Origin of the sequence: Nocardioides jiangxiensis (genome assembly GCF_030580915.1) — a bacterium.
In the GTDB taxonomy this organism is placed as follows: domain Bacteria; phylum Actinomycetota; class Actinomycetes; order Propionibacteriales; family Nocardioidaceae; genus Nocardioides; species Nocardioides jiangxiensis.
Map to the genome: position 1 here is coordinate 1059440 of NZ_JAUQTA010000001.1, position 13554 is coordinate 1072993.

Sequence of the window (13554 nt, forward strand, 5' to 3'; positions counted from 1 at the left end):
CATTGGAGACGACATGACGACGATGCCTGCCCTGTACATCGGCCACGGCTCCCCGATGCTCTTCGAGGACCCGGTGTGGTCCGCGCAGCTCACCTCGTGGGCGCGGGACCTGCCCCGCCCGAAGGCGATCCTGATCATCTCCGCGCACTGGGAGAAGGCGCCGCTCTCGCTGACCGCGAACCAGGCACCGCTCGTCTACGACTTCGGCGGCTTCGACCCGAAGTACTACCGGATGACCTACCAGACGCCGGACTCCTCGTGGCTCGCCCAGCGCATCACGAAGGCGATGCCCGACGGCCTCGAGGTGCACCAGCACACCAGTCGCGGGCTCGACCACGGCGCGTGGGTGCCGCTCAAGATCATGTATCCCGCCGCCGACATCCCCGTGCTGCAGATGTCGATGCCGACCCGCGACCCCTTCCAGCTGCTCGGCCTGGGCCAGCGCCTGCGCGAGCTCCGCGAGGAGGGCGTCATGGTCATCGGCTCCGGCTTCATGACACACGGCCTGCCCTTCCTGCGCGACTGGTCGATCGACGCCGCCGCCCCGGGCTGGTCCTCCGACTTCGACCTGTGGGCGAAGGAGGCACTGGAACGCGGCGACATCGACGAGCTCGCGGCGTACCAGTCCAAGGCGCCGGGCATGCCCTACGCACATCCCACCGTCGAGCACTTCACGCCGCTCTTCCTGACCCTCGGCGCTGCGACCGACCCCACCGCCGCCCCCGACCAGCGCATCGACGGGTTCCATGTGGGGCTGTCCAAGCGGAGCTTCCAGGTCGCCTGAGGCCCGCCCGGCGAGCCTGTGTGGGTGGGGGTCACTCACTGCCCCTCACCCCCCACAGGGTGCGAGCCGCCTAGGGGACTTGAACCCCTAACCTTCGCATTACAAGGGCGCTGCGCTACCAATTGCGCCAAGGCGGCATGCGTCTGCGACGCGAGTGCCAGCCTAGCCATGCGACAGGGCCTGCACTCACTCGGCGTACAGCGCCTCGATCACGTCGGCGTACTTGGCATCGATCGGCTTCCGCTTCAGCTTCATCGTCGGCGTGAGCTCGTCACCGCCCGGCAGCCAGTCGACGTCCAGGATCCGGTGTCGCTTGACCTGCTCCACCCGCGAGAGCCGGCCGTTGGCCTGCTCGACGGCCATGGCGACCGCCGCCACCACCCCCGGGTCGACCGACAGCGCCGCCGCGGACGCGTCGGCCAGCCCCGCCTGCGCGGCGTACGCCGCGCAGGCGTCGGGGTCGAGCACGAGCAGCGCGACGTTGTAGGGGCGCCTGTCCCCGATGACGACCGCCTGGCCGATCAGCGGATGGGCCGCCTTCACGACCTGCTCGATGTTGGCGGGCGACATGTTCTTGCCGGCCGCGTTGATGATCAGCTCCTTCTTGCGGTCGACGATGGTCACGAAGCCCTCGGCGTCGATCGTCGCGATGTCGCCGGTGTGCAGCCAGCCGTCCGCGTCGATCGCCTCCGCGGTCTTCTCCGGCAGGCCGCGGTAGCCGTGCATGAGCGTCGGTCCGCGGAAGAGCAGCTCGCCGTCGTCTGCCAGGGACACCTCGCAGCCGGGCAGCACCTGGCCGACGGTGCCGATCCGGATGTCGTCGGTGCGGTTGACCGTGCCGATGCAGGAGATCTCGGACATGCCCCACAGCTCGCAGATCGGCAGCCCGAGGTCGAGGAAGAACCGCAGCACCTCCGGTGCGATGGGTGCCGCGCCGGAGACCGACCACTTCACCTGGTCGAGGCCGAGCAGCTGCAGGACACCCGCCCGCATCTCGGCCGGCAGGGCGGCCGGATCGGTGATCCCCTTCGCCTCGAGGGCCGCCTTGATCTTCTCCCAGACGCGGGGCACGGCGCCCCACAGCGTCGGCCTCGCATCGGCGAGCGCACCCACGATCGCCTTGGGGTCGTCGACATAGGTCACCTGGATCCCGAAGACCAGGTGGTTGTAGTGCGAGGCCCAACGGTCCGCGACGTGCGCGAAGGGCAGGTACGACGCCGCCCGGTCCTCCGGCGTCGCCGGCAGGATCTGCTGGACGCCGCGGAGCTGCGCGAGGATGCCGCCGTGCGTCAGCTCGACGCCCTTGGGCGGCCCCGTCGTCCCCGAGGTGTAGATCAGCGTGAGCACGTCGTCAGGACCGACCGCGCGCCACGACGCCTCGAAGTCGAACCCGGCGTCGCCCTTCTCCTCGAGGTCGGCCAACGAGAGCGTCCCGTCGCCGCCGTCCACGCTGATGACGGTCGCCACGTCGACTCCCGACGCCCGCACCGCGCCGAGAAACCCCTGCTGGGTCGCCACGACGCTGCACCCGGCGTCTTCCAGCAGGTAGGCCAGCTGCTCGGGCGAGGAGGTGTTGTAGACCGAGAACGGGATCGCTCCCAGGTGCAGCGCAGCCGTGTCGATCATGGCCGCCTCGGGCCGGTTCACCATCATGATGCCGACGGTGTCGCCCGGGCCGACACCGCACGCGGCCAGCCCCGCCGCCAGCCGCCGTACCCGCTCGCCGTACTCGAACCACGTGATGGAGAAGGCGTTCCCCGGGGTGCGCAGCGCGACCGCATCGGGGCGCTGGCGGACGGTGTGCTGGAAGGCCTCGCAGAGGCTGGAGCTGTCGAGCGCCGAAGTGGCCTGGGTCACGTCCATGCGCGCATGCTCGTCGCCCTGGCCGCGCTGCGCAAGGGATACCGCCAGGTCGGTCCGGCGTCGACGGCGGCGCGACAGATGACCCGGCACCGGTCGGCTGTCGCCGAGAATCGCCGCAGCCTCCGGCGTTCCCTAGACTTCGCGGGTGGCCCTCAGGATCTATGACACCGCCCGACGTGACGTCGTCGACTTCGTGCCCCTCGTCGAGGGCCGGGTCGGCATCTACGTCTGCGGCCTGACGGTGCAGTCGGAGCCCCACGTCGGCCACATCCGCTCCGGCGTCAACTTCGACGTGCTGCGCCGCTGGCTCGAGGCCACGGGCCACGAGGTGACGTTCATCCGCAACACCACGGACATCGACGACAAGATCCTCACCAAGGCCGCGGAGCAGGGCCGGCCCTGGTTCAACCTCGCCTACGACATGCACCGCGAGCTCACCAGGGCCTACGCCGCCCTCAACGTCGCGCCGCCGACGTACGAGCCCGCCGCGACCGGCCACATCCCCGAGATGGTCGAGCTGATCGAGCTGCTCATCGAGCGAGGCCACGCCTACGCCGCCCCCGACGGCAGCGGCGACGTGTACTTCGACGTGCAGTCCTTCGCTGACTACGGCGCCCTGACGCACCAGAAGACGGCCGACATGGAGCCGGCCACCGACGCCGACCCCCGTGGCAAGCGCGACCCGCGTGACTTCGCCCTGTGGAAGGGCCGCAAGGAGTCCGAGCCGGAGACCGCGTCGTGGCCCTCCCCCTGGGGCCGTGGCCGCCCCGGCTGGCACATCGAGTGCTCGGCGATGGCCGGCAAGTACCTCGGCGAGGCCTTCGACATCCACGGCGGCGGCGTCGACCTGCGCTTCCCGCACCACGAGAACGAGCAGGCCCAGTCCCGCGCGGCCGGCCACGGCTTCGCGACGTACTGGATGCACAACGCGTGGATCACCACCGCCGGCGAGAAGATGAGCAAGTCCCTCGGCAACTCGCTCGTCGTGCCCTCGGTGCTCGAGCGCGTGCGGCCGATCGAGCTGCGCTTCTACATGGTCGCCGCGCACTACCGCTCCAACGTCGAGTTCAGCTTCGAGGCACTCGACGAGGCCGCTGTCGGGTTCCAGCGGATCGAGGGCTTCCTTGAGCGCGCCGGCATGCCCGCCGCCTCCGACGAGCTGCGTGCGGCGTTCGTCGACGCGATGGACGACGACCTGGGCACCCCGGCCGCCGTGGCCGCGATCTACGACGCGGTGCGCGACGGCAACAAGCTGCTCGGAGACGGTGACACCGCCGGTGCCGCCGGCGTCGCCGCAGACGTCCGGGCCATGCTCGACGTGCTCGGGCTCGACCCGCTCGACCCGGCCTGGGGCACCTCCGCCTCCGGCGCGACCGACAAGCTGACCGCCGCCGTCGACGCCCTCGTCGCCGGCCTCCTGGAGCAGCGCACCGCTGCCCGCGCGGCGAAGGACTTCGCCGCCGCCGATGCCATCCGCGACCGGATCAAGGCAGCCGGCATCACCGTCGAGGACACCCCGCAGGGTGCGAAGTGGAGCATTGACTGATGGCTGGCAACTCCCAGCGCAAGGGCGCGATCAAGAAGTCCGGCAAGGGCAACCCGACCGCCGGCTCCGGCGGCCGCGTCCGCCGCGGGCTCGAGGCCAAGGGCCCGACCCCGAAGGCGTCCGACCGCGAGTACCACAAGCAGTACAAGATCAAGCAGGCCAAGGAGAAGGCGGAGGCCCGTCGTCCCCAGCAGCGCAAGCGCTCCGCCGGTGACGCCGAGTGGATCATCGGCCGCAACCCGGTGGTCGAGGCGCTGCGCGAGGGCGTGCCGGTCAACGCGCTGTACGTCGCCGAGGGCGCGGAGCGCGACGGTCGACTGCGTGAGGCCTTCCAGCTGGCGGCCGACCTGGGCATCCCGCTCCTCGAGGTCACCAAGCCCGAGCTCGACCGCATGTGCGGCTTCGGCGGCAACCAGGGCCTCGCCGCCCGCGTGCCGGCGTACCAGTACGCCCACCCCGAGGACCTGCTCGACGTCGCGAAGGACGCCCAGGAGCCGGCGCTCATCGTCATGCTCGACCACATCACCGATCCGCGGAACCTGGGCGCCATCGTGCGCTCGGCCGCGGCGTTCGGTGCGCACGGCGTCGTGATCCCCGAGCGTCGCTCGGCGAGCATGACGGCTGCCGCGTGGAAGACCTCCGCCGGCGCCGCGGCCCGGTTGAAGGTCGCGCAGACGGTCAACCTGAACCGCCAGATCAAGGAGTACCAGGACGCCGGCTGCACGGTGATCGGCCTGGACATGGACGGCGACCTCACGACCGGTGACATCCACGAGGTGGCCGACGGTCCGCTCGTGGTCGTCGTCGGCTCCGAGGGCGACGGCCTCTCCCGGCTGGTCGCGGAGAACTGCGACCGGATCATCTCGATCCCGATGGTCAACAGCGTCGAGTCGCTCAACGCAAGCGTCGCGGCCTCCGTGGTGCTCTACTCCGTGGCCCAGTTCCGCGCCTGACGCCCGAACGGGGCCCTTCCGGAGGAAAGGGCCGCGGGCGTCAGCTCAGGCCGTAGCCGCTCGGGAAGGCGTGGGCGGCGTCGCGCATCACGTACGCGAGGCCGTGCGACCTGCGCAGCCACGCCGCCTCGAACTGGGCGCGGTCGTAGGTGCGCTTCACCGTGGAGTCGCTCGACGCTGCGGGGTCGTTGACGAGCACGTTGCCCGACGCCGTGAAGCCGGTGACCACGACCAGGTGGCCGCTGGTACTGCTGATCGGCGCCCCCGAGAGCTGCCCCGACGAGAACGAGATCGACACCTCGACCGGGATCCCGGCCGCGATGAACTTCTCGACGTCACGCAGCGAACCGAAGCGGGTCACGGCCGTGTGGGTGAGGCGGGTGCCGGCATAGGCGGTGTTGAAGGGCCAGTTGCCCGCGCCGTCGTACGCGAAGTCGAAGACGCGCCGCGCGACCTCGTCGACCCAGGGGTCGGCGTAGGAGGAGCTGACCCAGGCGTACTCGCTCGCAGCGGGCTTCACCCCGTAGTAGCCGAGCACCATCGCGAGCGAGGTCGGCGAGCACCAGGCCTGGCCCCCACCCCCGTACTGCGGGTACTGCCCGCGGTGGATCATCTGGGAGTACGCCGGCACGGCCAGCGCGTGCGCTCCGAGCAGCGGGGCGGACACGGGCGGGACGGCCGAGGCCAGCTGCGAGGCGACCGCGCCGAGCGAATGGACCGACGGCGTCGCCGTGCTGCCGCTGGCCCGGTACAGCTGCACCTTGAGCGTGTACGACGAGAAGACGACGCCGCTCGCCGCACGGAGGGTGTCCGTCGCGACCGTGGAGAGCCCGTCATCCTGGGTGCCGCCGCTGCGCCGCAGGTCCGAGCTGGTGGCCAGGGTCCAGCGGCCGAAGCTCTGCCAGCTGGTCAGCTGCCCACTCGCGGTCTTCGCCCGTACCTGGATCGCGAGGAACGTGCCCGCCGGGGTGGTCGCCCGCCACGAAGGCACCAGCTCGGTGAACCCGTGCCCCGGCGTGACCCAGGGCGACTGCCAGGCCGCCCAGTCGTAGGAGCGGCCACCGACGCTGACCGACCCCGCGCGGGTCGCCAGACGGATCGATCCGCTGCTCACCACGGTGCCGCGGCCGGCACCGGCCTCCCAGTCGGACTGGCTGGTGGTCTCGCGGTAGCTGTTGCGCGCCGGCGTCGACGCCGCGAGCTCCGCGCGTGCACTGCCGGTCGGACTGGCCGCAGTGCTCGGGCCGTGGGCACGCTCCGCGGCCTGACGTGAGGCGACCCCGTCGAGGAGTGCGACGTAGGCGAGGAGGGCCATCAGCACGGTGACCGCGACCGCGAAGCGGAGCCGGACCCCGTCGAGTCGCGGGTCGAGGATCAGGCGTCGCAGCTGCACCTCTCGACTTTATCGAGCAGCGGGCCTCAGCCGACGGTGAATCGCCGCGTGTGCCAGCCGGTCGCTCCGGCCGGTGCCACGTCACGCTCGACACCGGTCTGGACGGTGCCGTCCACACCGACGGCTCGGACCCGCACGACGTGGTCTCCCTCGGACAGCTCCGCGGTGGCCGCCCACTGCACCCAGGTGTCGCGGTTGGGGGTCCCGTCGGGACGGACCGCGGCGCCGCCGGTCTCGGCGGGTACCCACGGACCGCCGTCGACGGCGTACTCGACCCGGGCGATGCCGGTGTGCTGCGCCCAGGCGACGCCGCCGATCCGCACCGGACCCTTCGGCACCTCGGCGCCGTCGCGCGGCACGTCGATGCGTGAGCTCATCTGCAGCGGGGCCTGCTCGGCCCAGCCGAGCCCGACCCAGTACGCCGAGATCCGGTCGAAGCGGGTCACCTCGATGTCGACGACCCACTTGCACGCCGAGACGTAGCCGTAGAGGCCGGGGACGATGACGCGGGCCGGGAACCCGTGCTCGATCGGCAGCGGCTCGCCGTTCATCGCGAAGGCGATCATCGCCTGCCGGTCGTCGGTCAGCGCCTCGAGCGGCGTACCGCAGGTCCAGCCGTCCTCCGAGGTCTGGAGCACCGCGTCGGCCCCGGGCTTCACCCCGGCCTCCGCGAGCAGCGGTGCGATCCGTACGCCGCTCCACCAGGCGTTGCCGATCAGGTCACCACCGACGGGGTTGGAGACACAGTTGAGCGTGATCCAGTCCTCGGTGACCTCGCGGTCCAGGAGGTCCTGGTAGGTGAGGACCACCTCGCGCTCGACCATGCCATGGATCCGGAGCCGCCAGGTGTCCGGGTCGATGGCGGGTTTCGTGAACGCGGTGTCGATCAGGTAGAAGTCGGAGTTCGGTGTCTGCCAGCGCGTCACGCCGGGGACGCGCAGGCCGACCCGCTTCGGCACGACGGGCCGGGTGACCGGCAGGTTGAGCAGCCGCCTGGCCTGCTCCACCCGGCGGCGACCGTGACCGACCACCGGACCGACGACGGCCGTGCCCACGCCGATCACCGCGATCACGCCGGCACGGATCAGGACCGTGCGTCGCGACGCGTCCGCGAGAGCAGCCCGTGACGGCCCCTCGCTCGGCTCGGGGCCGCGCAGGACGGCGCGTTCCTCGTGCATCGGCTCGGTGAGCCAGGACAGGGCGAGCACCCAGGTGACCACGCCGAGCGCGACGGGCAGCGCGTCGTCGATCCGGCTGTCCTCCCGCGTCAGTGCCGCGGTGGCGGCGATGCCACCCAGCACGGCGTACACCGGGAGCGGGGCCCACCAGGAACGCTCCGCGAGCCGTCCGGCGGCGAGCAGCGCGAGGAGCGCCACGACGGCGATGACGATGCCCAGGATGGTCCTGTCCCAGGTGCCGACGCGCTGGATGAACCAGTGCGACACGGGGCCGGGGGTCAGCGAGATGACCAGCTCGGCGACCGCGTCGAACGGCGAGAGGCGACGGCCGAGGTACTGCGCCGCCCCGTAGGAGACGCCCAGGCCGGCCAGACCGGCCACCAGGCCGGCCGTGCCCCAGGAGAGACGGACTCTGCTCACGCGCCCATGCTCCCATCCGCCATGATCTTCCCGTGAGCACTCTCCCCCGGATCGGCATCGGCACCGACGTCCATCGCTTCGCCGACGGGGTCCCCATGCACCTCGCGGGGCTGCACTGGCCCGACGAGCCGGCTGGCCTGGAAGGCCACTCCGACGCCGATGTCGCCTGCCACGCCGCGTGCGACGCGCTGCTCTCGGCGGCAGGGCTCGGCGACCTGGGCAGCAACTTCGGCACCGCCGAGCCGGAGTGGGCCGGCGCCGCGGGCGCCACGCTGCTCGCCGAGACGGTACGCCGGGTGCGCGCCGCCGGCTTCGAGGTCGGCAACGTCGCGGTGCAGGTCATCGGCAACCGCCCGAGGATGGCCGCGCGGAAGGCCGAGGCGGAGCAGGTCCTCAGCAGGGTCGTGGGCGCTCCCGTGTCGGTCTCGGCCACCACGACCGACGGCCTGGGCCTCACCGGCCGGGGCGAGGGCGTTGCGGCGATCGCCACCGCCCTCGTCCACCTGCCCTGAGACGGGCCTCGTGCCGCGCTTTCTCCACAGGAGCCACTGCACAGGCCCCGTCTCGGCGCGGCACAGGCCCCGTCTCGGCGCGGCACAGGCCCCGTCTCGACGCAGCGGATCGGGTCAGGCGGCGATGCGCAGGGCGCTGCGGGCCTCGCGGTAGCGGTCCGCGATGAGGCCGGCGATGGCCTCGTCCGCACCCAGCACGTCGGAGACGACCGTGGCGCCCGCCTCCGTGGCCGCCGCGGCGACCTTCCGGGCGAAGAAGCCGGGCGAGAGCAGGTAGGTCGACACCGCGACCTCGCCGTACAGCGAAGCCTCGGCGACGGCGCTCTCGATCGACCGGCCGGCCCCGGAGACCGTGGCGGTGAGCACCGGCCCACCCCACACACCGGCCAGCAGGCACGCAGCCCGCTCCAGGTCCGGCACTGCGTCGGGATCGTTGGAGCCGGCCGCGACGAGGACGACGGGGTTGCCGGGGGTCGCACCGGCCTCGAGCAGGCGCTTGCGCTGCACGCCTGCCAGCACCGGGTCGGGCCCGAGCGGGCGCGTGAGCGCAGCCGGGCCGGCGCCGCCGCGCAGGGCCGCCGGGATGTCGACCTTCACGTGGTAGCCCGTCGAGAGCAGCAGCGGGACCACCACCGTCGGGACCGACGAGGCACCGAGCACGTCGCCGACGAGAGGCGTGCACAGCTCGACGTACGACGTCGTCGCGCTGGCGCCGAGCAGCGCCGAGGCCTGCCGGGTGAGCTCGGCCGCGACGAGGTTCCCCGCCGCGACCCGCGTGCCGTGGGCGACGGTGACCAGGCGGCTCACGAGTCCACCACCAGGCGGTAGCCGCGCTTGACGACCGTCTGCACGAGCCGGGTGCCGATCGCCGCCCGGAGGCGTGCCACGGCCATCTCGACGGCGTGCTCCGACGATGCCTGGCCCGTGGGCAGGCAGCTGAGCAGGTCGCGCCGCGAGACGACGTGGCCCGGGTTGACGACCAGGGCGTGCAGCACCGACAGGGGCGCGGGCGAGAGTCGGACCTCGACCCCGTCGACGAGGATCACGTCGCCGTGCAGCAGCAGGGTGTGACCGGCGACCTCGAGGGCGGTGCCCTCGCGCCGCGAGGGCAGCTCCGTCTCGAGGAGCTTCACCATGGCCGCGAGCCGGTTGCGCTCGGGCTGCACGGTCGGCACGCCCCACATCTCGAACGCCGCGGCCGTCACCGGCCCCACGCAGGTGGCGACGACGTCGGCCTGGAAGGCCGCGACGACGTCCTCACGGCGACCGACGACGCCGGCCATCTCCATGAAGGTCGCGACCGCAGGAGCGGACGTGAAGGTCACCGCGTCGAGCTTGCGGTCGGCGACGTGCTCGACCATCCGGAACACCGGCTCCGGGTCCCCGACGCCCTCGATCCGGTAGATCGTCACCACGTGGACGTTGGCGCCCTGCCGACGGAGCGCGTGCGCCACGTTGTTGAGCGACTGGCCGTGCTCCTGCACCACGATCCGCTTGCCCGTGAGGTCACGGCCGCGCAGGTGGGCCAGGACGTCCTCGAACGTCTCCGACGCAGGCGACCAGAGCTCTCGCAGGCCGTGGGAGCGGAGGGCGCCCACGGACTTCGGACCGCGGGCCAGGATCTCCGCGGAGCCGAGCGCCGAGACCAGCAGGTCCAGCAGGCCCCATGACTCCGCCGCGGTGAACCACGACCTCAGGCCGATGCCGGTGGTGGCGACGAAGAGGTCGACCGGACCACCCAGCACCTCCAGGGTCGCCTGGCGCAGCGCGTCCTCGTCGATCTGGTACGGCTCGATCGACAGCACCGGGGCCGTCTCCACGATGGCTCCACGCCGCTCCAGCAGCGCCACCTGCTCCTCGACCTTGCGGGCAGCGGTGACGCCGATGCGGTAGCCCTCGAGCGGCCGCACGGCCTCCTCGAGGGTCGCCTCGGCGACCTGGATGCTCATCGCTTCCTCGGACCCACCAGCACGACCCCATCCTCCACCATGACCTCGTACGCCGGGACGCTGACGCCCGCGTCGTCGAGGCAGGCGCCGGTGCGGAGGTCGAACGCCTGCTTGTAGACCGGCGAGGCGACGAAGGGGATGTCGCCGCGCGTGCCCACGATGCCGCGGGCGATCACGCTCGACTTCGAGAACGGGTCGTAGTTGCCCAGCGCGTAGACCTGGTCGTCGTACGTCCGGAAGATGGCGACGGCGTGGCCGGCGACCAGCGCCGTGGCGCCACGCTCCCGTTCGAGCTGCTCGAGGCGGCAGACGGAGGTGAAGTCAGCGGTCTTCGTCACTGGGGCGCTCCAACGGGGATGGACGAGCCGAGGGAGACGGGCTCGTCGAACGTGACAGGGCGGATCTGACCGCGGTCCTCGGTGAACGAGATGTTCGGGTCCGGGGTGCCGGGCGCGTTGATGAAGGAGACGAACCGGGCGACCTTCTCGGGGTCCTCCAGCGTCGCCTTCCACTCGTCGAAGTAGGAGTCGACGTGGCGGCTCATCTCACGCTCGAGCTCCTCGCCGAGGCCGAGGGCGTCGTGGACGACGATCTCCTTGACCCGGTCCAGGCCGCCGTCGAGCTGCTCGATCCAGGTCGAGGTCCGCTGCAGGCGGTCCGCGGTCCGCACGTAGTACATGAGGAACCGGTCGAGGTACTTGATCAGGTCTTCCTTGGACAGATCCGAGGCGAGCAGCTGGGCGTGTGCCGGAACGGCACCACCGTTGCCCCCGACGTAGAGGTTCCAGCCCTTCTCCGTCGCGATCACGCCGAAGTCCTTGCCGCGGGCCTCGGCGCACTCGCGGGCACAGCCCGAGACACCGCCCTTGAGCTTGTGCGGGGACCGCAGGCCGCGGTAGCGCAGCTCGAGCTCGATCGCCATGGCGACGGACTCCTGCACGCCGTAGCGGCACCACTCGGAGCCGACGCAGGACTTCACCGTGCGCAGCGACTTGCCGTAGGCGTGGCCGGACTCGAAGCCGGCGTCGACCAGGCGCCGCCAGATCTCGGGGAGCTGCTCCATGCGGGCGCCGAACATGTCGATGCGCTGACCGCCGGTGATCTTCGTGTACAGGTTGAAGTCGCGGGCGACCTCGCCGATGACGATCAGCTTCTCCGGGGTGATCTCACCGCCGGGGATGCGCGGGACGACGGAGTACGTGCCGTTCTTCTGGAGGTTGGCCAGATAGGCGTCGTTGGTGTCCTGCAGGGCACCCACCGTCGCCTTGTCGAGCACGTGGCCGTTGAACTGCGAGGCGAGGATCGAGGCGATCGCGGGCTTGCAGATGTCGCAGCCACGGCCCGTGCCGTGCGCCTCGACCACGGCGTCGAAGCTCTTGAGCTCGCCGATCTTGATCAGGTCGAAGAGCTCCTGGCGGGAGTAGGCGAAGTGCTCGCAGATGGACTTGTCGACGGCCTTGCCCGACTTCTCCATCTCCTCGGTGAGGAGGTTCTTCAGGATGTTGGTGCAGGAGCCGCAGACGGTGCCGGCCTTCGTGCACTGCTTGATCGACGGGACGTCGGTGAGCTCCTGCTCGTGGATCGCCGTGCAGATCTCGCCCTTGGTGACGTTCATGCAGGAGCAGACCTGCGCCTCGTCGGGCATGCCGATCTGGGCGGTGCCGCGCGACGCCGGGAGGATCAGGTCCTCGGGGTTCTCCGGCAGCGCGATGCCGCTGGAGACCATCGGGCGGAGGATCCCGTACGACGAGGCGTCGCCGACGAGGATGCCACCGAGGAGCTTCGTGCAGTCCTCGGAGATGACCAGCTTCTTGTAGATGCCCGCGACCGCGTCGGAGTAGACGAGCTCGAGCGAGCCCTCGGTCGTCGCGAACGCGTCACCGAAGGAGGCGACGTCGACGCCCATCAGCTTGAGCTTGGTCGACATGTCGGCGCCCAGGAACTCGCCCGGGCCGTCGAGCAGCGCGTCCACGGCGACCTCGGCCATCGTGTAGCCCGGAGCGACCAGGCCGTACATCCGGCCGCCGGGGGCGGCGCACTCGCCGATCGCGTAGATCGACTCGTCGGAGGTCTGCATGTTCGGGGAGACGAGGATGCCGCCACGCTCGGCGACCTCGAGGCCGCAGTCGCGGGCCAGCTGGTCGCGGGGTCGGATGCCGGCCGAGAAGATGACGATGTCGGCCGGGAGGACCTCGTCGACGTCCTTGAACTTGAGGCCCGAGACCTTGCCGTCCTCGACACCGTCCTGGTCCGCGTCGATGAACTCGGTCATCACGCCGGTGTGGACCGTCAGGCCGAGCTTCTCGATGTGGCGCTTCAGGGTCGCACCGCCGGCGTCGTCCACCTGGACCGCCATCAGGCGCGGCGCGAGCTCCACGACGTGGGTCTCGACGTCGAGCTTGTGCAGGGCGTTGGCCGCCTCGAGACCGAGGAGACCGCCACCGATGACCACACCGGCCTTGGCGGTCTTCGCCGCCTCCTCGATCGCCTGGAGGTCCTCGATGGTGCGGTAGACGAAGACGTTCTTCAGGTCCTTGCCCGGCACCGGCGGCACGAACGGCGCGGCACCCGTGGCGAGCACGAGGACGTCGTACGCCTTCGTGGTGCCGTCGGAGAGCGCGACCGTCTTGGCGGCGCGGTCGATCGCCGTGACCTGGGTGTTCAGCACGACGGTGGCCCGCGGGTCCTCGTACGTGCCGCCAGGAAGGAAGGACAGCGCGTCCGCGCCGACCTCGTAGTACGACGTCAGGGCGACGCGGTCGTACGCCTCACGCGGCTCCTCGCCGTAGACGACGATGTCGTACTGCTCGGTGAGGCCGCGCTCGATGGCGGCGTCGACGAAGCGGTGACCGACCATGCCGTGACCGGCGACGACCAGGGTCTTGCGAGTGCTCATGGGGACCTGCCTTTCAGCTCGTCCCCAACGCTAAGCAGGCCGTGTGGCCCGCGAGTTTCC

General features: G+C 71.2%; 11 protein-coding genes and 1 tRNA gene. 4 read left to right on the forward strand and 8 right to left on the reverse strand.

The genetic code is table 11. The annotated features are described in order from the left end of the window. The first annotated feature begins 13 nt into the window (after positions 1-13). A complete protein-coding gene (locus Q5722_RS05255) occupies positions 14-784 on the forward strand; it encodes a dioxygenase family protein (protein WP_305027159.1) in 771 nt (256 codons plus the stop codon). Between the two features lie 64 nt (positions 785-848). On the opposite strand, the gene Q5722_RS05260 is transcribed toward Q5722_RS05255, so the two are convergent. Further along, positions 849-921 (reverse strand) — tRNA-Thr (locus tag Q5722_RS05260). A 49-nt stretch (positions 922-970) separates the two neighbouring features. Then, a complete protein-coding gene (locus tag Q5722_RS05265; protein ID WP_305027160.1) occupies positions 971-2647 on the reverse strand; it encodes an AMP-binding protein in 1677 nt (558 codons plus the stop codon). 145 nt (positions 2648-2792) lie between these two features. On the opposite strand from Q5722_RS05265, the gene cysS reads away from it, so the two are divergent. Next, positions 2793-4193, forward strand: coding sequence for a cysteine--tRNA ligase (gene cysS, locus Q5722_RS05270; protein ID WP_305027161.1), 1401 nt, complete (start codon positions 2793-2795; stop codon positions 4191-4193). Then, the gene (rlmB, locus tag Q5722_RS05275; protein ID WP_305027162.1) at positions 4193-5146 is read left to right on the forward strand and encodes a 23S rRNA (guanosine(2251)-2'-O)-methyltransferase RlmB; all 954 of its coding nucleotides are present in this window, start codon (positions 4193-4195) and stop codon (positions 5144-5146) included. Before cysS ends, rlmB begins: the two co-directional genes overlap by 1 nt. A gap of 40 nt (positions 5147-5186) precedes the next feature. Here the strand turns inward: rlmB and Q5722_RS05280 are convergent, their stop codons facing one another. Next, entirely contained in the window at positions 5187-6539 is a 1353-nt protein-coding gene (locus tag Q5722_RS05280) for a C39 family peptidase (protein WP_305027163.1), read from the reverse strand. Positions 6540-6565: 26 nt separating this feature from the next. Beyond that, the gene (locus Q5722_RS05285; RefSeq protein ID WP_305027164.1) at positions 6566-8137 is read right to left on the reverse strand and encodes a molybdopterin-dependent oxidoreductase; all 1572 of its coding nucleotides are present in this window, start codon (positions 8135-8137) and stop codon (positions 6566-6568) included. Between the two features lie 32 nt (positions 8138-8169). Here Q5722_RS05285 and ispF point away from each other — a divergent pair, with 32 nt between their 5' ends. Continuing rightward, complete coding sequence (gene ispF / locus Q5722_RS05290; protein ID WP_305027165.1) at positions 8170-8649, forward strand: 2-C-methyl-D-erythritol 2,4-cyclodiphosphate synthase; 480 nt, start codon at positions 8170-8172, stop codon at positions 8647-8649. Between the two features lie 114 nt (positions 8650-8763). On the opposite strand, the gene Q5722_RS05295 is transcribed toward ispF, so the two are convergent. From Q5722_RS05295 to nirB, 4 genes are read right to left on the reverse strand one after another with little or no spacing between them, the layout of a single operon-like run. Continuing rightward, positions 8764-9456, reverse strand: a complete 693-nt coding sequence (locus Q5722_RS05295; RefSeq protein WP_305027166.1) for a sirohydrochlorin chelatase — start codon at positions 9454-9456, stop codon at positions 8764-8766. After that, positions 9453-10598: a uroporphyrinogen-III synthase gene (locus Q5722_RS05300; protein ID WP_305027167.1), complete on the reverse strand. Its 1146-nt coding sequence runs from the start codon at positions 10596-10598 to the stop codon at positions 9453-9455. The genes Q5722_RS05295 and Q5722_RS05300 overlap by 4 nt, the downstream gene beginning before the upstream one ends. Continuing rightward, on the reverse strand, positions 10595-10936 hold the full coding sequence (gene nirD, locus Q5722_RS05305) for a nitrite reductase small subunit NirD (protein WP_305027168.1): 342 nt from the start codon (positions 10934-10936) through the stop codon (positions 10595-10597). Before nirD ends, Q5722_RS05300 begins: the two co-directional genes overlap by 4 nt. Beyond that, positions 10933-13494, reverse strand: coding sequence for a nitrite reductase large subunit NirB (gene nirB / locus Q5722_RS05310; RefSeq protein WP_305027169.1), 2562 nt, complete (start codon positions 13492-13494; stop codon positions 10933-10935). The genes nirD and nirB overlap by 4 nt, the downstream gene beginning before the upstream one ends. Positions 13495-13554 lie beyond the last annotated feature (60 nt).